This window comes from Gammaproteobacteria bacterium (assembly GCA_029882975.1).
Lineage (GTDB): Bacteria > Pseudomonadota > Gammaproteobacteria > SZUA-152 > SZUA-152 > JAJDNG01.
Genome location: JAOUJW010000048.1, coordinates 1 through 20,369 on the forward strand (window position 1 = coordinate 1; position 20,369 = coordinate 20,369).

The following is a 20,369-nucleotide window of genomic DNA, read 5'->3' on the forward strand; positions in this document are numbered from 1 at the left end:
AATAACATTATCTTTGCTCATGTGGTGTGCTTCCTTTGTCGTTTGTTTTTCAGCGAAAACAATTATACAACAAAGGGCACGCCACCCTTTCTAGGTGCTCATACACCAGAAATGATCATAACTCGTATTTTTAAAAAAGTAAATTTATAAAAGTTAAATACAACTGGGTCTATTAATTGGAGAAATATGGCAAATAGCAAAGCCAATATTAATTGTGCTTGTGTGATCTGAAATAGATGTCGCAAACTAACGAGATTATCTTTTTTATCTCTCGCATTGAATTGGTGTCGAAATACCTGCGCACCAATCCAGAAAAACACCTTATACACAAACGAACGCATCCACCAAAATGCGCGATGTTGCGATAAAAAGAGCAATAATGAATTTTTCATGCTTCAGCACTCATCATATCTCTCCCTTGCTGAACTGGCTGCTCACATGAATTATGTAATTGCCCTGAAAATGCTGAAGCTAATACTGATTGTTTGTTTTTTTCTGCTTTTCTAAGCTGAACACCCAGATCATCGTCTAAACGTTGTATTACTACAAATCGTTGCTCTACCAACCGGACAATTTCTTCTTGTTCCTCAATGCTTGGCAAAGCTATTTGTAAAGTCTTTAAGTTGTCTAAATTTAATCCTGGTTTCCCAGCACCATAAGCCGCCTCTTCTAGCTTCTTTCTTGCTCCGTCTTTACTTAGTAGATATGTATAAAGATATTTCACGCATTTCGTTATCGTCGGTCTACATAACGCAACATGTTGGCTTACATAGGCTTCATCTAATTCAATATTTACATAACCTGTCTTTGTGACATTTGCACCAGTGATGGTAATCAGAAGATCTCCATACTTAACTCTTGTTCTCATGCCTTCTGCTTTATCGGGCAAACTTACATATGCAATACTATCTAAATTTAATACATCAAATTTCAAATTTTGAGCTCGTATAAACGTTGCACCAGAATCTGCGTAATACTTAGCCCACCCTCTTGAACCTGATGTTATATATTCAGTCAACTGGTCTAATGAAGCTGTTATCCATTCATTTGGCAGTTCAAGATCTTCTGGAAGGACAGGTTCTATATACTTCTCCTTCCACTTGTCATCCTTAGGCATTTTGCCTTTGGCTTTGAATTGTTCGAGCTGTTGTTCTTCCCATTTTTGGCGGCGTTCTTTGAGGATGCGTTCGAGTAGTTGGGAGGCGGGTTCGAGTTTGGTCGCTCCCGGCGTCCTGCCTCCCGCGACATTAGCACTTCCTTGTGCGTCATCTTTGATTCTTGCCTCGCGCCATCCTTTAGTTAGCTCACCGGTGACAGCGGCTTTGAGGACGGATTGGCGGTATTGTTTGAGGAGTTGTTTGGCTTTTTTTAGGGCTTCTATGCCGGCGTCGATATGGGAGAAGAGTTCTTCGATTTTGGCGACGATACGTTTTTGTTGTTCGGGTGGTGCAACAGGAATTGGCGTTGATTCAACAGCACCTTTACTTAATTCCACTTGATTTGTAGAACCTGATTGCATTGCTTCAATGCTGTTTTGTACAGCAGGCCCCATTACCCAATAGTGAACATACTTTGGTTCCATGCCTTCACCAGAACGCACTATCGTCACATGACTGTCTGCAACAAGCTTTTCACCTTCTTTAAGATGAACAATTGCAGCTCTGCCAATCGTTCCGGTGCCGGTACTATTCCAAAGCAAATCACCGTTTTGTAGAAAACGCTTCTCTTCCCATTTCTCAAATTGGTCGGGATGTATATATTTTAGATGCTCTCTATCAATTCCATGCCATCGCACACACTTCTGATTGACAACAGGCAGTTCACTGAACTCAGTATATTTAGGTGATTTTCCACGCTGAATGTATGACGCGATATCGCCCAGAGTGGAAGCGACCCACCCTTCAGGTAATTCATCTTTATTTAGTTCTACTTTTTTTGCTTCTGCCACTTGCAAACCTTTACGCTATTAAATAGCCATTTAATTCTTGTATTAAATAATCTAAATCTTTTCCAAACAACTCCCTCGCCTTTAACAAACCACCTTCCTGGTTAAAGGGGATGTAGTTAAAGTCGTCTACTGTCATTTCGGCATTCTGGGCGATTTGGTCTTTTATTTTGTTGAGCCAGGCGAGTTGGTCTGGCTGGAATGCTTTGTTTTGTTGTTTTAGCCAGTTATCAAAGCGGTTGTTGACCAGTTCGGTGAAGGGTTCGAGTACGTCGCTGAGGCCTGTGGAAAATCGGATGAGGCTGACGATATTGGTTAACAGTTCTTTGGGCGGCACGCCTTTGACTTTGTTCTTTTCCAACTGCTCGTAGGCCTTCCACACCTCTATGGGTGCGAGGTTATACGGTGGTTGTTGGATTTCTTCTGCCAGTTTTTCGATTTGCTCGTAACTCAGGTGGCGCTTTTGATAGGGCTGCTGGTAGATGAGCTGGATGGCATCGAGTTCGTCTTTGTGGTCTTGGATAAATTGGGCCCAGTTTTTTATGAGATTTTCCGCTCGCTCTTTGGTGAAGCCCACTTTGTCCTGTATAAGTTCATCGGCGCTGTCGTCAAATATCTGGTCGGTGTCTCGCCGGTAGTCTTCCAGTAAATCGCGCAGGTCCGGGTCGTGAAAAACCTGGATGAGCAAATCTGCCTGTGATTTGAAGGCGTGCTGTATGTCTTGGTCGGTGACCTCGTCTTTTCCTGTTTCTGCCTGGGCCAGCTTGACCAGGTTTTCGTCTTTGGTGGCGTGGATGAGGTTTGCTGCCACTGCCAGTATGGATGTGGGTGGTTGGTATTCCTTGGGCAGTACGCCGGTCGATTGAGCTGGCGCGACTTTTAGTATGAGCTGCTTGATGTGGTTGCGCTGTTGTGGGTTGAGCTTCATATCCAGCCTCAGCAGGCGGTTGCCCAGTGTGCGCAGGCTGTCGCTGTGGCGATCGCCCCTGGCGATTTGCAGCATGAGTTTGTCTGTAGGGACGCTGGGTTTGCTTTCCAAGGATTTGGATTCGGTTTTGTCTGATTCTGTGACGCCGACACAGTCTATCAACACAAATCGGGTTTTTTGTTTTGCGTCCGGGGTGACTCGACGCAGTTCGTCCTCGCCGATAACTCGGGTACCTCGGCCTTTCATTTGCTCGTAGTATCCGGGACTTTTTACGTCGCGCATGAACATGACGATTTCCAGTGGTCTGATATCGGTACCGGTGGCGATCATATCCACGGTGACACCGATGCGCAGACGGGGGTTGGTCCTTAATTCTGCGATGGTGTCTTCTGCGGTTTTTTTACCGACTTTATAGGTGACTTTTTTGCAGAAGGCGTTGGATTCGCCGAATTCTTCCAATACGGTTTTTACTATGCGGTCGGCGTGGTCGTCGTCTTTGGCGAATATAAGCGTTTTTGGCAACCATTCTCCGGATCGATTGGGGAATATGTCTTTGAACACCCGCTCTTTAAAGGTCTGGATGATGGTGCGGATTTGATTGGGCGCAATAATGGAGCGGTCGATTTGCTGGACGCTGTATTCTTCTTCCTGGTCCAGTACCTGGTATCGTTCCTGTTTGGTGAGTCGGTCGCGAACTTGTACGGTGGTACCGGCTTCTATGACATCGCCTTCCATGGTTTTTTTTGTGCGTATGCTGTATACGTCGTAACCCACATTGACTTGGTCGATGACAGCGTCTTCGTGGGTGTATTCACTGACCATGTTTTGATTAAAAAAACCGATGGTCTTTTTGGTGGGTGTAGCCGTTAAACCGATGAGGAATGCGTCAAAGTACTCCAGCACTTGTCGCCACAGGTTGTATATGGAGCGGTGGCATTCATCAATAATGATCAGATCAAAGGCCTCTACGGGTATGGCGGGATTGTAGCTGACCTCCCGAGGTTTTTCATTGCTGCTATAGCCGTCCACTTCATAGCCGGAGTGTTCTTCTACGTCTTCTAACAATTCCTTGTTGGTGAGCTTGGAATACAGTCTTTGTATGGTGGATATGGTGACTTTGATTTCATCGCCAATGTCGGCTGCGCCCAGTATATGCACATTGTACAGCTCGGTGAATTTGCGCTGGTCATCCGGGACTGTGTATTGCTGGAACTCCTTTAGTGCCTGTCGACCCAAGTTGCCTCGATCCACTAAAAATAAGACTCGCTGAACCTTGGCATATTTCGCCAGGCGATAGATCTCGGTAACAGCAGCATAGGTTTTACCGGAGCCGGTCGCCATTTGCAGTAAGGAGCGGGGTTTGCCTTGTTTGAGACTGGTTTCTATACCCTCTATGGCCTCAATTTGGCAATCGCGTAGGCCTGTTTTGTTCAGTTCAGGAAGCCGTTGCAGGCGGGTACGCAGGGTGTTTTCTTGTTGCACCCATGTGAGCAGGGTTTCCGGGCGGTGAAAAAAGTAAATATTGCGGGAGCGAGTGTAGGGATCGCGCCAATCACAAAAACGAATTTCATGATTGGTGGCTTCATAGGTAAATGGCAGGCGTTCCATCCACCGCTCTATGTGTTTGCTATTGGATGTGGCATAGCGCCGACTTTGGCTGAATACCTCGCCAAGATTGGCCCCTTCGCGCTTGGCTTCGATAATGCCACAGGCTTTGCCTTCCAGAAACAGCATGTAGTCGGCAGGTCCGGTATCGGTGTCCATCTCCCGCACCGCCACGCCCAGCGCTGCAAACAGGTTTAACCGACCTTTATCCTGAACAACCCACCCGGCTTGTTCCAGTTTTTGGTCGATCTCAATGCGAGTCGCAGCTTCTAATTTGGTGTATTTCGGTGTCACGCTGATCCTGTGTGTAAAGCCAAAACCATACAACGCAGAAGGGCCGAAACTGCCACTTCTCATAGTATTTCGGGTATTGCTAAGCTGCCACAGCAAACGCTTTATCCGAGGATTTTTTGTTATTGTTCTAAGCAGCGCGAGTTTTATCGCGCTTTTTGATTTTGGTTGAGTTTTACGGGGAAGGCAAGGTTTTCGTAACGAAGCTGATACATTTTTCGGTTTGGAACTTAGTTTGGCGAATTTGGCTGATTTCGCTCGTGTTTTTGGGTGTATATTAGGAAATGCGCATTGAGATATGCGAAACTTTTGGGTTAAGATTGATTGCTATTTAACCAAGCCAATTAGTCTCCAACGATTTGATCGAGCCAGCATAGAGGAGACTTAAGTTCTGCAGGGAAAGGCGATACGGAGAAGGTCTCTTTGCCCCACCTAGCTATCCCTGCTTCTGTACTTCTTAATTACAATGATCCCGAAAAACATCCCCCAAAAAACTATTGCCGGTAAATAGTCTCCTGTAAAACTCATGGAGTTAGGCGTAAACATCATCATTGGAACAAGTATTGGGGTAAATAATCCGTACAGTGGAGCATGTGCATCTGTTGGCAATACAGGCCAAAATATTACCCAAATCAAGCACCACACGAGAACCCAGCTTACTAAACGCACCCAGGTATATTTGAATAAATTTTTCATCAGTTAGTTTGGATTGAACGCAAGCCATTTTTCTTTGAATTGTTTCAGACCTGGTAGCATATATGTCTGCCGTGCTACAGCCCTGATACACATCAACATAAGTTCAGCTGATGCATTTACTGCCGATTGTCCTTCTTTAGAGCTCAAAGATCCAGTTCTATAATCTGCGCGAGAGTGTTCGCTATGGTCTTGCTCTTTATAGATACCGATATCCTTTATAACACCTGGCTTATCGGGATCTGAACTTGGTGTTCTACTCACGTGGTAAGGCGAAAATGTATCCTGCAAACAATGCAAAGCCTGCGCCAAATGCTCCAAAGCTTTTGCACGCAATGAATTATTAATTACTGATCGTGGATTCTGTTTGATCCTTAAAGTTATGTCGACCCACTTGGCCGCATGAATATGAATAAACTCTACCCCGTTATAATATGCAGTAGCCACTGTCTCACCATTTGCCGCTCTCATAAAATGCGCGCGTTGACCAGAATCCGCCCTGTGATTCTTTAGATACCAAAAATCTACATCCATGGCGACAACACGATTTGTCAAGTGACCTTCAAAATTGTTCAAAATAGAATTCAATTCTGTAAATTTACCAGCAAGGGGCAAATTGAGCAGAAGCATTTTTGCTCCCAATTCAATGTTATCACTCGTTACTGAGTCGACTTGGTTGCTGTACCCCACGCCGTTCTTACTCGGCTGGAAGTCCGGCAGTTTACACATATCTGATTGAATAGATTGATCTAATTTACACATTGAGACCAATTGTTTAATTGCTTCATCAGTTATTTTCGAATGTCCGTCGCACTTCATCTTTGCCCCCGAGCATTTTCTTTGTTCTTATTACAATATCTAACCATTATACTCAGCTCACAACACAGCAATACGTGATTATTCACATAATTCCAGATTCAGCAAAACCATGGTGTTTGGTTTTGTGTAATGGATTGAATTTTTACGATTTTTTCGGGGAATATAAGGAAATGGGTGTTGAGAATAACTAAATAATGAGTTTTGGATTGATTAATTTGTTCAGATTAGCTATCGCCCATTCCAGAGATTCTTTCTTGGGCCAGTATTTTTTATTCTTAGGAAGTAAGATTTCTTTTCCTTCCAGCCCGATCAGCCCTTCATAATCGCGGATGCGTGGGTCCAGATCTTTGGTAACGTGCCACTTCAGATCCGTACCTGGGGCTATGAGGCGGTTGTCGAATGCCCAGTGGTATGTGGGTGTCAGGGCGATGCCGTTGCGGGGGTCGTCGTCGTGAGTTTTAGAGAATGGGACGATATGTGCGGCTTCAACCAGAACTTTGTCGTCCGGGGTGATGATACGCCAGCCGGAGGCGGCGCAGCGGTAGTCGTAGGCTTCTATGATGACTTTGCGAAAGGCGCGGTCTCTCAGGATTTTGTCGTAGTCGGTTGGGGATAATTTTGCATCCTTTTGTTCGACCAGGCCGCGAAGGTTGTTTTCATAGTTCATTTCCGGTAGTTCTGATTGATAAAAACGCTCAAAGGCTTGGCGCTTTTCCGGAAACCAGTGGCTTATTATTGTTTCTTTAAAAATTGTAGCGTTGTTTGTGTCCTGGAGCAGTTGGAACAATTCTTCGTCCAGACAGACGTGGTCGACGTTTTCGGTAATGTGCTTGCGTGACCGTGCCGTGGGCAGTGCCTGTACAACTGACTCCTTCCCTTCCCTGGCTTTTAAATGCCAGAAATCTTCACTTCTGAGGTGGAAGAACGGAAAATAGGGATTTGCATGGTCTGTAACGGTTTTTACCACTTCGAATATCGATTTGTAACGCTCCAGGAAGTTAGGTTCGTAGTAAATTTTGTTTTCTCTTAATGCGCCTGCAACCGCCATATCGCATAGAGCCAACAGCATACAGGGTTTGTGGGGGCTGGGATGACCGCCGGAGGTATTTACATTCAGTCTTTTGAATTTATCTAAATAGGTTTCGATTGGCATAGCGGGGTTTGGTTTTTCGTATTTTGAGAGCCTGCATTCTTACTTAAGAAGTTTAGCGTAATTTCGATGTGAAAGCGTAGCCTGAGTGCAGTCAACTGCTGGTTACGATTTAAGCCGTTTGGTCTTGAAAATAAAAATTGTCACCGACCAAAACACCAGGGCTGGGATAAAGAGTTCAATTAGGGAAGTATACGTTAAACCACCTGCTCCAAAAATTCCTCCAATGAAAATTACTGGAGCTAGTAATGGAGATATAACACCTGAAAATGGAAAATGTACATTTTGAGGAAGTAGAACTCCAAAAGCTATCCAAATTAGCAGCCAGATCAAAATCCATAGCCCTAACCACGTAACCCGTTTATTTTTCATTTTTCTATGTTATACCTTAACCATTTACAGCGAAATTTTTCCCAGTATTCCGTATATAAGCCTCTCCACCCAAAATCACAACACAAAGAACGGATCATAGGTAAAGTCTTAAAATGATATTTATAGCCGACAACGAATTCCTTTTCTGTTTTTTTTGTTTAGTGTGTCTATCTGGAAATCGCTGGTGGATTACGGAACAAAAAGCGTTCCTAATTCACCCTACGGTCCTATATACTTCTCAAGATGGATCAGGTGTGTGGGTTATGGATCAATGGAGCACAAAACCATCCATTTCGAAACGTAAAATGTTTTTCCTAGGCAAGAACGCCGATGGGTCTTATGTGGACCCTAGCAATAATGGAGATGCCTTGTCGGTAATTATGCATGACTAACCTGTTAACAAAGCAAATACTTTTTTCCGGACTAACGCTGGTTGCATGCAGTTCAATCGCCGATGCTGAATATTCTTGCCCACAAAAAGTCAGTGTAGCGTGGCAGATTACCGACCCACCAAAAGGATGGCATGTATTTGGGGACAATAGGGATAACAAACATGAGCATTACCTTGTTTCGTCTACGTTCAGCATTGGACCTCCTGAAGATGGGGGTTTTCTGAAACCATCAGAAGTTGTTAAGTCAAAAAATTCTATCCCGGAAACAGAAGTTTACAAATTTCCGAACATTCCAAACCAAAGTATTTGGCTTGTTTGTCTATACGGTAACACCCCAGCCGTAGTTTCTAACAAACTTCCAGATTCAATTAAGTCATGCAAAGTCGCTCACTCCAAAGACCTATCAAATCAGAAAGTATCTTGTAAATAGATGGAAAATTCTATTCATACACACCGCTTCAGTCTGAACACATTCACCCTGGTAGCTCACTACGCTGTTCGAAAACACGCGTAGCGGCAAACACTATCATGTCTATATTCACGATCAATCAACTCATTACTTTAATCCAAGCCTTGAAACACTATGAAACTCACTTGGAGGATAAACTCGAAGACATGGACAATGGTGATGATGAATACGGTATAACCGCAGACGAAATGGTCTATGTACGGGAACTTCTCCCAAAAGTAGAAGAAATGCATGAGCAGTTGTATAAAGAAAAGTTTGGAGAATCTTCATAGACACGGGGCAATTCCCCCTTTCCTAAAAAAACTGATAGTAATTCGTATAACACATTGACCAGCCCTTGTCCGTGGCTTTGCCCGCGTGGGCACAAAAAGCGTGCCCACCCTACAAGACTAATACTACATGTTAACAATCTGTGTAGGTTGGGTTAGCGCAGCGTAACCCGACGTGCGGAAATGAATAGTGTTATAAAGGTAAAGGCGTTTCCTCTATTTTTGGGGTTAAAATTGACACTGCTCGGTGGAATACGCGATAAGGCTGCTATTCCACCCTACGGTCCTAATCTAGTCGCCTGACAATCGAGGATCGCGTGGAACGTGACTCTTGGGGAGATTGATTATATCTTCGAACCGTTCCGTGAAATCACGGACCAACATACGCATATCATTAGCTTCTTCTTCAAGCGCATCATACTCGTTTGAATCTTCGTCGAGCGATTCCATCTGTTTTTCAAGTTCTGAAATACGCTCATTGGCTTTTTTAACGCACCATTCTAAATTGGCGATCTCGCGACTAATTTGATCTTGCTCCAATAAAAGATAGTACTCTCCCTCACTAACTATATATCGTGATGTCATGATATTACTTCTTCTCCTCGCCCTACATACTCTAAACCCGATATCGATCGTAATAGTAGTTTGAAATTATCGAGCGGCATCTCTATTGTAGGGTATATCGTAATGTGTAGCTTCGTCTTTTTTTTCTCTGCCTTTATAAAGTGCTAGCCCCGGTGGTAATTTTGATGTTTCCGGTGAGTCTACCTGCCGCTCTCAAGAGCACATGTGGGTTTTCACAGACCTGGCAACTCTGTAATTCGATTGCAGATTTTGCAATAGCGAGTACCAGATGTTCTGCTAAATTAGCATTTGTTGGATAGGACCTCTCGGTTTCGTTATAGCCATGCATGAACATTATTCAAATCGTTTTGAGTTAAAAATAAAAATCGTCACCGACCAAAACACCAGGGCTGGGATAAAGAGTTCAATTAGGGAAGTATACGTTAAACCACCTGCTCCAAAAATTCCTCCAATGAAAATTACTGGAGCTAGTAATGGAGATATAACGCCTGAATATGGAAAATGTACATTTTGGGGGAGCAGAGCTCCGAAAAGGATCCATATCAGAAACCAGGCTAATATCAATAGCCCTAACCACGTAACCCGTTTATTTTTCATTTTTCTATGTTATACCTTAACCATTTACAGCGAAAGCTTTCCCAGTATTCCGTATATAAGCCTCTCCACCCAAATCACACCCTATAGAACGGGTCATAGGAAAAGCCTTAAAATGATTTTTATCGCCGACAACGTATTCCTTTTCTGTTTTTTGGTTTAGTGTGTCTATCTGGAAATCGCTGGTGGATTACGAAACAAAAAGCGTTCCTAATCCACCCTACTTTGGCGTGTTGTGAGTTTGCATTATTAGCTTCTTTTATGTCGTCCTTTCAGGACTTAGATTCTTTGTTTCCGGGGCCGGCGGTTGAAACCGCCGGCTGTATCATTTCGCCCTTTCAGGGCTTTTCGGAACGGCAAGCTTTTCTAAAAAAGTCCGTGTAGCTTGCATCAAGATTTTTACCATGGGGACCTGTTCGGGTGTGCTTTCGTGTAGCAAGCGGTACAGAGCATTGGCGCTTTCTTTTGACACCGTACTGCCCTGGTCTGCAACGAAACGCTCGTTTTTGCTGAGAAAATATCCTTCCACGGCGAGCTTGTGGGTCATTTTTCCGCTGGTTAAAGACCACAGTCTATAAACCACCCGGACACTTTGTAACCGTTGATAGTTATCACTGTCTTTTGCCGTTTGGTCGCTGACGCCTTCGACTACAACGACCAATAACCCGCGACTGGCCGGATTGCGTTCATTGAAATCTTTGCGTAATAGGTCTGATAGTAAGCCGTCGTTCTGGATGCTGTCCTCTAAATTAGCCGTAAGTGTGACTCCGGCTTCACCGGGTGAGCGTGTGTCTATGTCTGCAATTAAGCCGTGTTGGCGTAGCGTGGCTTGAATAACGTTCATGTAGTGCGTTGCTTCGTCAATATGCAGATTTTGATTTGAAATTTTTACCGCACCCACCAGCATGGGTTGATCTTTTTGGACAGGGGTTCCATCTGTCACCATGTCCGTCACTTGCAAGTTGCTGTGACGAACTTGTTTTTGCGTGCAAGCGGTAGCCATGATAACGGATATAAGAACCAGGCTTGCAAGACAACGGTTGTTTCTTGTGATAAACAAGGGATAGTCCTATTTGGCTGTAGTTGTAGATTTTGCGGGAATAAATCCTTGGTCTTGCGCTTTTTTGAACCATAGACTGGCTTTGGCTATATCTACGGTCACCCCAAGCCCGTTTTTGTAGAGAACGCCTAAGTTATATTGTGCTTCGGCATAGCCGGAATTGGCCGCTTTTTCTAACCACAGATGTGCTTCTTGATAGTCTTTTAGGATACCGGCGCCGTTGATATGGATTATCCCCAAATTACTCTGCGCTAACAAACTGCCGCCCATCGCCTCCTTTTTGACGAAATTGTAAGCTATTGGAGATCCTTGCAATGCGGCTTTGGTAAACCACTTAATGGATTCCGATGGGTCTTTGGGCACACCCCGCCCCAGCTTGTATAGGGCGGCCAAACTAAGTTGCGCCTGGAGGACATTTTTCTCTGCGGCTTTTTGCAGCCAATCGGCGCCTTTGGTGAGATTCTTCTCTACGCCTATGCCTTCCAAATACAAATGCCCGATATAGTGCTGCGCTAAATCGTAGTTTTGTTTGGCGGATTTGTACACCCATTCAAACGCCTGCACATCATCCTTTGCAACTCCTTCTCCATTCTCATACATGAGTCCCAGTGCAAATTGCGCGTTTGCGTTGCCCTGCTCCGCTGATTTTTTACGCCAGTAAAATGCCGTTTTTACGTCTTTGTTAACGCCGTTTCCATTTAGATAGTTTTCTGACAATTTGTTTTGTGCCTGGCTGTGGCCGGCTTGCGCCGCTTGCAAATACCAATGGATTGCTTGCTTTAGGTCGGTTGTCGTGCCATTTAACTCGTAGGCTTGAGCGAGAATGTATTGTGCGTGAGAATTCTTCTTCTCCGCCAAGGTGGTGCATTCTTGAAGGACCTGAGCTAATTGATTGGATTTTAAAAAGGTCTCGCAGGTATCAACAGATGCCGTTGTACCCGCTTGCGTAACATGAGCATGAAGAAGAATCCCAACCCAGATTGCTGATTTTATGTAGCGGCGATCCAAATTATCCCCTTTGACTCAAGTATCTACAGATTAAAATTCCAGATGCAGAATTGCACCGATTGCACGGGTCCCTTTATCGTCTGTAGAGGCATTTAACTGAATTGATAGATTATCTCTATTGTACTGGAGATTTACAAATGCGTTCAAACTACTGTCCTGTACCCCTGTGGAACCTGCCCCTAAAGGTAGATTCGTATTTGAAGAACCTATTCCAATTCCCGCGACCATGCGGTTTTTTAACGGAATTGTGATAGTACCCATGGTGGAAATATCTGCAAGCTTTTCATGGGCAAGCATATTGATACTCACTTTGGTGGTGATCTGTTCCCATTTGTAGCTCGCAGCCAGTTCAACTCCGATTTCACGTTTGGAAGGAACCAGTTTGGTGACTTTAGTATCAAGATTGATAGATCCAACCACCCAGGTTTTTTTCAATAGGCTTTTGGATAAATCCGCAATGGTATCTCCTGTGCGATTTTTGTACATATAGTAACTGCCACCAATGGCACCCAATACGCCCACGACTATTAAAAGACCTTTGTTTTTATCAACCCAGACGCCTGTTGGGCTACATTCGAAAGCACTTTTAAATTCCTGTAAATCTGTTTTGAGTCTTTGCGCATCCGGCGACTGCATTATGGAATTTTTAAGTTCAGCACCCCCGGTCTTCTTAGCTGCCTTTAACAGGGCCTCCAGCATTGCTTCTTCCTGCTCTTGCGGAGACAAGCTCTTTCCTTTTAACGAACCAAAAAATGCTTTTGATTGATAATCTCGAACCGCTTTTTTTAAACTTTCTTGAAAGGTATTGCTTTCCAAGACTGAATTGATATGAAAATCAATATTTTTAAGATTATTTAATGCCGTACTCCCGGCCTGCGAAGTTAAATCAAAGGCTAGCGGCACCAAATCTACTTGGAAATTTTCACCGCACTGTTTCATATCGGACTCCTGACAGAAGAAAAGTTTGAAGACACTACTCCGTAACTCACAAGTCTATCACTATTGTATTTACACGCGAACGTGAATATTAACACCTTGCTTGGGCCAGCTATCATTTTGCGGTGATTGAGGTTAAAACAACCGGGCGTCAAAGATTTGAGGTAAACCTGGGGTCGTTAATTCAATTTTGCGTAGAAACGCGTAGAAATCCGGTAATGCGATTAACTCTGCAACTTCTGCCCCCCATTCCTTTTCGATTTCGGTTTTCCACTCTTGAAACGTGAGATACTGATTGGCAATAGTGATATCCGATAAGCTTTGAACCGGGTCTTTTTTGTCGCCGCTGGAGTTATAGGTGTGTGCGTTACCTTGTAACCAACGCAGACACTGGGGCCAATTTAGCATTAAGTGCGCTGCCCGTACGACTTTAAGCAAGTATTCGTGGCTACCTGCGTTTTGGTCATTTTCAAAGTTTAAGAACAGCAGTCTGGCTACGTTTAAGAACCGTTTCATATCTCGGGGATTATAATGTAGGTCTTCAATGGCGGCATCCACCAGCTTTTGTAATGTTTCGCTGTGTTTCTCCGTGGTGAAATCCACAATTCTGTCGGTTGCTAATTTTTCCAGTTCGATTTTTGACTGCATATTCATTTCGGGAAGAGCGTTCATCAACTCCGTCAATCGTTCAATACTTCCTGCAGCACTGAGATCATTCTTGATTTTCTCCAATTCGCTTGCGTCAAATTTTTCTTCCGCTTCTTGATCCAGCAAATTCTTTAGATAGAATTTCGCCTTGGTTTGATCTAACCTGGGAATGAAAAAGGGAAGCTGGACAAACTTCTCCATGAATCTCCACCCATAGCGTTTTGATGAATGGCGAGCTTTATTGTAGGTTTCCGCTTGTTTTTGGGCCGCTGTTTCTATGGCCATTGCCACCATGTGGGTGTCCATACCCAGAATGAATATGATATTTCTGTTCTGAACACTAATGAACTGATTTATGGCAAGCATGATGGTATTTACCACGTTGGGCTCGCATCGGTCCAGGTCGTCAATGAAAATAACCAGTTTACTATCGTCCAGAATGAGCTTTAGGGCTCTGTCGATGTCTTGGTCCACTAGGTGCAATAGTCCTAGCTTTCCTTCGTAGTCCGGCTCTGATATGTATTGCGCTAGCTTGTCATCCAGATCTATGTCCTTTTTACTTTCTAACCATGCGTGAATAGAGCCACCCACGATAGGTAATAAATTGAGTATCGGATATTTATTTAAAAACACTCCCGCATGGTTTTCTAAATAGGAAGTGAGGAACATGATGATTAAAATCAAAAACCAGACCAAGCCTTTTGGTATGAATCTTTCTAACAGCAGTTTATGTATGTGTCTGCGTATGGCTCCTGTATTTAAACGCGACATTCTTAAGCGAAACCAGAACCGCTCTCGTTCCAAGGTCGTGGGCAGTTTGTCCGCCAGTTGTTGTAATAGGGTGTGGGCCATACCGGCCCATATTTGATCACTATTCTGATAGTAGAGCGGGTTAAACCAAATGCATGGTACTGTCCCTTGCGCCACGAATAACATTTGAGTATTGCTTGCGTTTTTTTCCTTGTTCATCCAATTAATCAGGCTGTCTGACTTACTTTGTATTCCAGATGTCGACTTCTGTGTTGGCATTTTTGTTGTTGTCTGTTTAAGACCGCTTTCCAATTTCTCTTTAATCATCCTCATGAGGCTGGTTTTACCCTGCCCCCATGGAGCTTGGATGGATATGGTCAGGGGGGGTTCTACTTTTCCTTCCAGTATCAGTTTTGCAATGGCGTGGGCGTATTTTTCGTATCCCAGTTTATCGATTAATGCAGGAAAGTCTCTATAGCTGCCCTTGGTGATTGCAGCTAAGTGTAACTCGCTCATGTCTTCTGTGGCGCTATATTCATCCAACCAAGCATAAATTGTATGCAACAGATGTTCTTTTTCGTCATCTTTACAGCTAAGTTTATTGACACTGTCTTTGGCTCGTTTTTTCTGTTCTGTAACAATGGAGCGAGCGTCACCGCTCGCCGTATACACGGCATTCAATATATCCTGTAAAACCGCGGTAACTTGGATGCGCTCCTCTTCAGTGATACCGGTCTTTTCCAACTCTTGAAGTGTAATTGCAAACTTTTCCTCACCGATATTTTCGGCCATGTCTAACACCTCTACTGAAGCTGCATATTTTCGTCAAATACTAAGTCTACCCAATAGTAAACTACAACACATAACATTACACATCCGCTCAAAATTTGCGCAACGTGGCCTATACTTGAAGTCAGGCGCGACGGAGCTTATGTATAATGTATAGCTAGTCCAGAACGATGGTTGTGACGGAGTTGTTGACAATAAAGAGCGTAAGTATTAAAAACTCAATTGGTAGTTAAAATAACAAGTTGATAAATACTCAACATCACTCAATCGTACATCATTCAGGTTTGTATATTTATCGTCAGCCAAATTGTTATACAATGAATTTGTGTTGCGCCTAATAATAGCCACTGACTTTTGTATGTATTTTCACCAATCCACCCGGGTTGGATTTTGAATTCCGTTTCAACTGTAAAATATTTATAACAAAACACGAGGGATTTATGCCACGCAGGGTTACTTCAGGAGTGGAGTTTGTAACAAACGCACCATGCAAATATTCAAATCAAACTGTCGAAGTCTATGTGGAGCCCGCAAATTCTGCCGTATTGGAAGAATGGCACAAAAATGTACAGCTACCACACATAGATACAGACGGTAAGCGCATTGACAATGGTTGGAACTGGGTTTTTTTTAATACCGGCCAAAGAAAGCTCGGAGAACTGCTGGGCCAGGAACCAGAATGTTATTCTATATGTGTAAAGAATAATTATACCAATATACCTATGGCCTTGGTGTACGTGGCGGAGAACATGGAAACACTCTACAATAAAGAAAGTAGGAGCTGTTACATTTGGTATTTTGCAACCGCTCCAGATGCCTATAGCAAACAATTTGTAGATCTCGATGAAATCCCTAAACTAGGCAGGCTTTGCGTTGATATCGCTATTTCCAGGAGTTTTTGCAGGAAGCATTCCGGAGTCATTGGACTCCATGCGGCCCCCACCGGAGGCGACAAACTACTGCACTTTTTCCAAAACCACTGCGGCCTGAACCGACTAGGGAATGATGTGGAAATAACGGGCGATAAAGAAAATGATGGGCGATACTTTTATGCTGACGAAGCTTTGGCTCTTGAACTAAGCCAAGCATTTGATCATTTACGGTAATAACGGGAGATAGACCATGAGTAGGGAATTTGATTTCGTTAAAGATAGACTATTACAATTTGATGAGATTAACGCCAGGTCACTAAGCAAATGCAAAACCTCTAATGATTTAATAGATGTTGCGGCTTCTCTCCTTAGCAATCAAGAACTTGAATCATTCCACCAAGATCTGGTGTCTTATTTTTATACAAAGAAAGCCCCTGTAAAGGCAAGACAAAAGCATAAGGCAAGACAAAAGCATAAGCCAAAACAGCTAGCTGCAGCGGAGGCTTAAATAGCGACTGTTATCGGAAGGGATATATTTGAGTTTTTGAGGCGAATTAGGATAAATCTGTACTACCCACTGCTTTACCGCTATGCATGTAGTCCGCAATTTTGTTTTGGAAGATGTTTAGATCTTTGCTCTCAAGCTCAGTTGACGCCACAGCCAACAGCTCATCTACAGAAGAGCAATTTTCCAACGCGCTCTTATTTATTGATTCTATAGTCAATAAGTATTTTTTGAGATAGTTAAAAAATTTGTCCATAACTCCCTCCGCAAGGTTGGTAAACAAAATGCATTTTCAGTGCCACCAAATATTGCGCTTGAGCGAATTCGAATAAACCACCCCATTTAGAGAGGACTAGCGCTAAAAACCTGGGGGCAGCTATGGCGGGCGACCACCAATTCCCGACGTGGTCTACCTGCATCCATGCAGTCGTTCAGGGCTGATTCCTTTTTTCATCCATTCCGGTGGCTGAAGCCACCGGCTATGTTACAGCTCCCCTTCAGGGAGCGCAGACACACGTGATTGAAAGCCCGGGAAGCCCGTACCAGAGAGCAATAATTTCTAATATAAGCCGACTTGAAGACTAGAAAGCATTGCTTTCTGACCCGCTTTTTTTCTTTTTTAAACTAACACCGAATGACCGAGCACTGGATATTGGTGGTGGCCGGACGTATTTCTCCGACAACATGACCTCTTGAGTTTACTATCTCCGGAGAGATTTGAGCCTGAAGTTTATGTTTTACGTCCACGGATAGCACGCCCAGATCGTCCAGGATCGCCAACAAGGCAACTGAACGTGCTCGGGCACTGCCATCGGCAATTTTCACTGCAATCCCCAGACCTTGTTCAGGTAAAGCCGCCGTGACGATCCCTTCGGCACCGGTTTTCGCCAGCACGGCACCTTTGGTTACCTCATTCAACTCCGTAACTACCGTTCCGCTCCCGGCAACGTAGAGCGGCTCATTGGTAATGGCTTGGTGAATACGGTAGATAGCCTGTGAGCGAGCATCCGACAAATCGATAGGCTTGGCGAATCGGGCGGTAGCATGCCCAAGTTGTAGCAAAGGCATCGTGGGTGCTGGTAATCCACAACCGTCAACTCCCATAGGATATTGTTTGATGTCAATGTTAGCCAGGTCGGAAAGTATATCCAGCGATAATTGCTGTAATGGATGTTCAAGCAGGTGGTAGCCATCCAATGGCAAGCCCAGATGTAATGCCGTGGTCAAAAATCCGCTGTGCTTGCCCGAGCAATTGTGGTGAATTCGACAGCCCTGTTGTCCGGCAGCCAATATCTGGTGGGCACTGTCAGTATGTTCCGGCAATACTGCGCCGCAGGCTAAATGCTCCTCCGATAACCCCAGTCGCGTTAACCAGGACGCCACCAGATCTTGATGCATTTTCTCTCCCTGATGAGACGAACAAGCCAGCGATAATTCAGCATCGCTTAAGGCATATCGGTCGCTGGCGCCACTCTCAACCAGATGGATTGCCAGCATCGGCTTCAGCGCAGAACGGGGGAATACCAGCTTTCTGATATCGCCCCAGCTTTCCACAACCTTGCCCTTGAAATCACACACGACGGCTGCACCAAAATGTACGCTTTCCACCGTTCCATTTCGTGTTACTTCGACTAAAAGCTCATAGGAGGACATGTAGCGGTCAATCCTTTAATGCGACCGTAATCTGATAAACAATAATAAGCATAACAAACTTTCAACCCTATTTATTGCTTTCTTTACGAAGCTGCAAGGCGCTTTTCGCCAGTACCGTAGGAAGTGATCAGCGGCATACTCAGTGGTTCGGCATGTGGCGCTCTGCTAATTCCTTTCTCTACAATCAGCTGTATTACCGCATCATAGCTTAGTTCATTCGCTATCTCACAGGCCCTGGGGAAATAGCTGGCACCAAACTTCATACCGGGCACTAAATTGGCCTCCATGAAATGGCATTGGCCACGTTTGTTTGTTTTAATATCAATTCGTCCATAATCCCATATTCCCAGCATTGCAAAGGCATCCATCGCCAGTTTTGTTACTTCACTTAGAACTTTTTGATCTCCAATTTTTTTGATCTCTTCTGAGTTTTCCTTTTTGGTCTTTTCTCCCAGAACCCGCAAACCCTTTGTTGATTGGGGTGGGACGATTTCAACAGCAGAGACGATGAGTTTACTGTCTTCTGTTTTAATGATAGCAACCGAGAATTCCCGACCACAAAGATATTCTTCAGCTAACACAGGCAGATCAAATTCAGTATAGAGAGACAGGGTTTTACTTTCGAATTCTGCAAAATTTGTGACTAACGATAAGTCATCTATTCCATTACTATTGGCCGCATCCAATGGCTTAAGAAATAATGGGAATGCTACTGGCAAGTCAGATTCGCATCTATACTGACCCGGGATGGCGGTAAAATAGTTCGCGGTTTTCAAACCTTTTTTTCGTAAATGTGTTTTTGCAAGAACCTTGTCAGAATCAAACTTCAGCACTTCTCTTGTCGAGCCGGAATAATTGACTCCATGTTCGGCGAAGTATTCTGACAACCAGATGTCACATCCATTGTTAATAGAAATGTACTTCACGGCGAGGATGACAAGGTCCGGTTTCCTGCTCACAATCAGCTCCAGATCTTGCAAGCATCTACACACGCTCAATTTTACGTCATAGCCGAGTTTGTTAATGGATTCCAAGACACTATGGCAAGCACTCAGTGCTCCAAATCCAGTCTCTTTTAATTCATCATTTGGTGTGGTGATGATTTCTATTCTCATTTAGTTCAACCTGCATGGATGGTATTGATATCGATTCGGATGCTTCAATGCATGAAGCATGTTTCAAAAAGCAGTGATTGGGTCTGAAATGGCGTTAGCCCAGGAAGGAGATCAGACAGTAGAACGGCCACAAACCCTGTTAAGGCAGCGGGGGAGGCTGGGTCTGTTATGTGGGATACACGACGGCCAGCCCACTCAGTGCAGATAGGTTTTTAATTAAACGAACGAAATGAAGATGTTAGCGTGGATTGTCAAAAGACGGCCTGCAGATCCGTATCCTTCCTGCCCCGCCGGTGATGCAAAAATTGGATTTAAAGTGATCCAACCGCGATGGAAACCCGCCATTAGTTTTCTGGAAAAGAAATATAGTGCGGTAACACCTGGTCCGTTAACCAAACACGGTTTTCCGACATATAAAACAAACAGCCTTGTTTAAACATTTCTCCGGCTGAGATGGTTAAGATTACCGGTTTGCCGTAGCGGGAGCCGACACTTTTGGCTGTTTTCCGGTCTTCGGATAAGTGAACGTGATGCCGTTTTTGTTTTTGCAGTCCTTGCCGGCTGATTGACTCTAGATGATGAACAGCAGTGCCGTGATACAGAAATTGCGGCGGCTTGATCGGATGGAGTCCCAGATCAATCGGTACGGAATGCCCTTGGTTTGCCCGAATTTGTGTTAAATCCGAATTAAAGGAATAGCGTTGTTTTTCATCTTGTTGAACTATGGTTGTAAGAATATCCGGACTTAAGGGTTTTCCGTGTTTTTGCGCTTTTTCAATAAGCTCTGCAACATCCACCCAACCGTTTTTACCCATGGTGAGTCCGACAGCCTCAGGCTTGTGGCGCAAAATATAACTTAAAAATCGGCTTAGCCGGGTAAGATCGTCCATTGGCTAATAATATCAGCAATCAGTATTTTTC

General features: G+C 44.1%; 18 protein-coding genes. 5 read left to right on the plus strand and 13 right to left on the minus strand.

The annotated features are described in order from the left end of the window. Positions 1–388: 388 nt before the first annotated feature. The 4 genes from OEY58_21880 to OEY58_21895 form a co-directional block, all read right to left on the minus strand. Complete coding sequence (locus tag OEY58_21880) at positions 389–1,948, minus strand: restriction endonuclease subunit S (GenBank protein ID MDH5328105.1); 1,560 nt, start codon at positions 1,946–1,948, stop codon at positions 389–391. Positions 1,949–1,958: 10 nt separating this feature from the next. Next, complete coding sequence (locus OEY58_21885) at positions 1,959–4,772, minus strand: DEAD/DEAH box helicase family protein (GenBank protein MDH5328106.1); 2,814 nt, start codon at positions 4,770–4,772, stop codon at positions 1,959–1,961. Between the two features lie 696 nt (positions 4,773–5,468). Next, positions 5,469–6,281 (minus strand): hypothetical protein, encoded by an 813-nt coding sequence (locus OEY58_21890; GenBank protein ID MDH5328107.1) that lies wholly within the window; start codon positions 6,279–6,281, stop codon positions 5,469–5,471. Positions 6,282–6,468: 187 nt separating this feature from the next. Further along, entirely contained in the window at positions 6,469–7,434 is a 966-nt protein-coding gene (locus OEY58_21895) for an HNH endonuclease (protein ID MDH5328108.1), read from the minus strand. Between the two features lie 482 nt (positions 7,435–7,916). Here OEY58_21895 and OEY58_21900 point away from each other — a divergent pair, with 482 nt between their 5' ends. The 3 genes from OEY58_21900 (at position 7,917) to OEY58_21910 (ending at position 8,936) form a co-directional block, all read left to right on the plus strand. Then, complete coding sequence (locus OEY58_21900) at positions 7,917–8,195, plus strand: BPSL0067 family protein (protein ID MDH5328109.1); 279 nt, start codon at positions 7,917–7,919, stop codon at positions 8,193–8,195. After that, on the plus strand, positions 8,188–8,625 hold the full coding sequence (locus OEY58_21905; GenBank protein ID MDH5328110.1) for a hypothetical protein: 438 nt from the start codon (positions 8,188–8,190) through the stop codon (positions 8,623–8,625). Before OEY58_21900 ends, OEY58_21905 begins: the two co-directional genes overlap by 8 nt. A 98-nt stretch (positions 8,626–8,723) precedes the next feature. Further along, positions 8,724–8,936: a hypothetical protein gene (locus tag OEY58_21910; protein ID MDH5328111.1), complete on the plus strand. Its 213-nt coding sequence runs from the start codon at positions 8,724–8,726 to the stop codon at positions 8,934–8,936. Positions 8,937–9,224: 288 nt separating this feature from the next. Here OEY58_21910 and OEY58_21915 read toward each other — a convergent pair whose 3' ends face one another. The 5 genes from OEY58_21915 to OEY58_21935 all read right to left on the minus strand — a co-directional run bounded on the left by OEY58_21915 (position 9,225) and on the right by OEY58_21935 (position 15,306). Continuing rightward, a complete protein-coding gene (locus tag OEY58_21915; GenBank protein ID MDH5328112.1) occupies positions 9,225–9,518 on the minus strand; it encodes a hypothetical protein in 294 nt (97 codons plus the stop codon). A gap of 919 nt (positions 9,519–10,437) precedes the next feature. Continuing rightward, positions 10,438–11,172, minus strand: a complete 735-nt coding sequence (locus OEY58_21920; protein ID MDH5328113.1) for a hypothetical protein — start codon at positions 11,170–11,172, stop codon at positions 10,438–10,440. A 9-nt stretch (positions 11,173–11,181) separates the two neighbouring features. After that, on the minus strand, positions 11,182–12,180 hold the full coding sequence (locus OEY58_21925) for a sel1 repeat family protein (protein ID MDH5328114.1): 999 nt from the start codon (positions 12,178–12,180) through the stop codon (positions 11,182–11,184). 30 nt (positions 12,181–12,210) lie between these two features. Continuing rightward, complete coding sequence (locus OEY58_21930; protein MDH5328115.1) at positions 12,211–13,119, minus strand: hypothetical protein; 909 nt, start codon at positions 13,117–13,119, stop codon at positions 12,211–12,213. A gap of 132 nt (positions 13,120–13,251) precedes the next feature. Next, complete coding sequence (locus tag OEY58_21935; GenBank protein MDH5328116.1) at positions 13,252–15,306, minus strand: KAP family NTPase; 2,055 nt, start codon at positions 15,304–15,306, stop codon at positions 13,252–13,254. A 746-nt stretch (positions 15,307–16,052) separates the two neighbouring features. Between OEY58_21935 and OEY58_21940 the strand changes: the two genes are divergently transcribed. Further along, positions 16,053–16,409 carry a hypothetical protein gene (locus tag OEY58_21940; GenBank protein MDH5328117.1) on the plus strand — a complete coding sequence of 119 codons (357 nt, stop codon included), beginning with the start codon at positions 16,053–16,055 and terminating at the stop codon, positions 16,407–16,409. Between the two features lie 16 nt (positions 16,410–16,425). Beyond that, positions 16,426–16,683: a hypothetical protein gene (locus tag OEY58_21945; protein ID MDH5328118.1), complete on the plus strand. Its 258-nt coding sequence runs from the start codon at positions 16,426–16,428 to the stop codon at positions 16,681–16,683. A 46-nt stretch (positions 16,684–16,729) separates the two neighbouring features. Here the strand turns inward: OEY58_21945 and OEY58_21950 are convergent, their stop codons facing one another. The 4 genes from OEY58_21950 to OEY58_21965 all read right to left on the minus strand — a co-directional run bounded on the left by OEY58_21950 (position 16,730) and on the right by OEY58_21965 (position 20,338). Beyond that, on the minus strand, positions 16,730–16,936 hold the full coding sequence (locus OEY58_21950) for a hypothetical protein (GenBank protein MDH5328119.1): 207 nt from the start codon (positions 16,934–16,936) through the stop codon (positions 16,730–16,732). A 368-nt stretch (positions 16,937–17,304) separates the two neighbouring features. After that, positions 17,305–18,333 (minus strand): asparaginase, encoded by a 1,029-nt coding sequence (locus OEY58_21955; GenBank protein MDH5328120.1) that lies wholly within the window; start codon positions 18,331–18,333, stop codon positions 17,305–17,307. Positions 18,334–18,416: 83 nt separating this feature from the next. Then, positions 18,417–19,448: a D-alanine--D-alanine ligase gene (locus OEY58_21960; protein MDH5328121.1), complete on the minus strand. Its 1,032-nt coding sequence runs from the start codon at positions 19,446–19,448 to the stop codon at positions 18,417–18,419. Between the two features lie 344 nt (positions 19,449–19,792). Next, complete coding sequence (locus OEY58_21965; protein MDH5328122.1) at positions 19,793–20,338, minus strand: RNA 2'-phosphotransferase; 546 nt, start codon at positions 20,336–20,338, stop codon at positions 19,793–19,795. Positions 20,339–20,369: the final 31 nt, after the last annotated feature.

Coding starts and splice junctions, on each gene's coding strand:
- OEY58_21905 (MDH5328110.1), top strand. CDS start 8,188: ATGACTAACCTGTTAACAAAGCAAATACTTTTTTCCGGACTAACGCTG.
- OEY58_21950 (MDH5328119.1), bottom strand. CDS start 16,936: ATGGACAAATTTTTTAACTATCTCAAAAAATACTTATTGACTATAGAA.
- OEY58_21965 (MDH5328122.1), bottom strand. CDS start 20,338: ATGGACGATCTTACCCGGCTAAGCCGATTTTTAAGTTATATTTTGCGC.
- OEY58_21890 (MDH5328107.1), bottom strand. CDS start 6,281: ATGAAGTGCGACGGACATTCGAAAATAACTGATGAAGCAATTAAACAA.
- OEY58_21935 (MDH5328116.1), bottom strand. CDS start 15,306: ATGGCCGAAAATATCGGTGAGGAAAAGTTTGCAATTACACTTCAAGAG.
- OEY58_21955 (MDH5328120.1), bottom strand. CDS start 18,333: ATGTCCTCCTATGAGCTTTTAGTCGAAGTAACACGAAATGGAACGGTG.
- OEY58_21895 (MDH5328108.1), bottom strand. CDS start 7,434: ATGCCAATCGAAACCTATTTAGATAAATTCAAAAGACTGAATGTAAAT.
- OEY58_21930 (MDH5328115.1), bottom strand. CDS start 13,119: ATGAAACAGTGCGGTGAAAATTTCCAAGTAGATTTGGTGCCGCTAGCC.
- OEY58_21900 (MDH5328109.1), top strand. CDS start 7,917: ATGATATTTATAGCCGACAACGAATTCCTTTTCTGTTTTTTTTGTTTA.
- OEY58_21910 (MDH5328111.1), top strand. CDS start 8,724: ATGTCTATATTCACGATCAATCAACTCATTACTTTAATCCAAGCCTTG.
- OEY58_21960 (MDH5328121.1), bottom strand. CDS start 19,448: ATGAGAATAGAAATCATCACCACACCAAATGATGAATTAAAAGAGACT.
- OEY58_21915 (MDH5328112.1), bottom strand. CDS start 9,518: ATGACATCACGATATATAGTTAGTGAGGGAGAGTACTATCTTTTATTG.
- OEY58_21945 (MDH5328118.1), top strand. CDS start 16,426: ATGAGTAGGGAATTTGATTTCGTTAAAGATAGACTATTACAATTTGAT.
- OEY58_21940 (MDH5328117.1), top strand. CDS start 16,053: ATGGAAACACTCTACAATAAAGAAAGTAGGAGCTGTTACATTTGGTAT.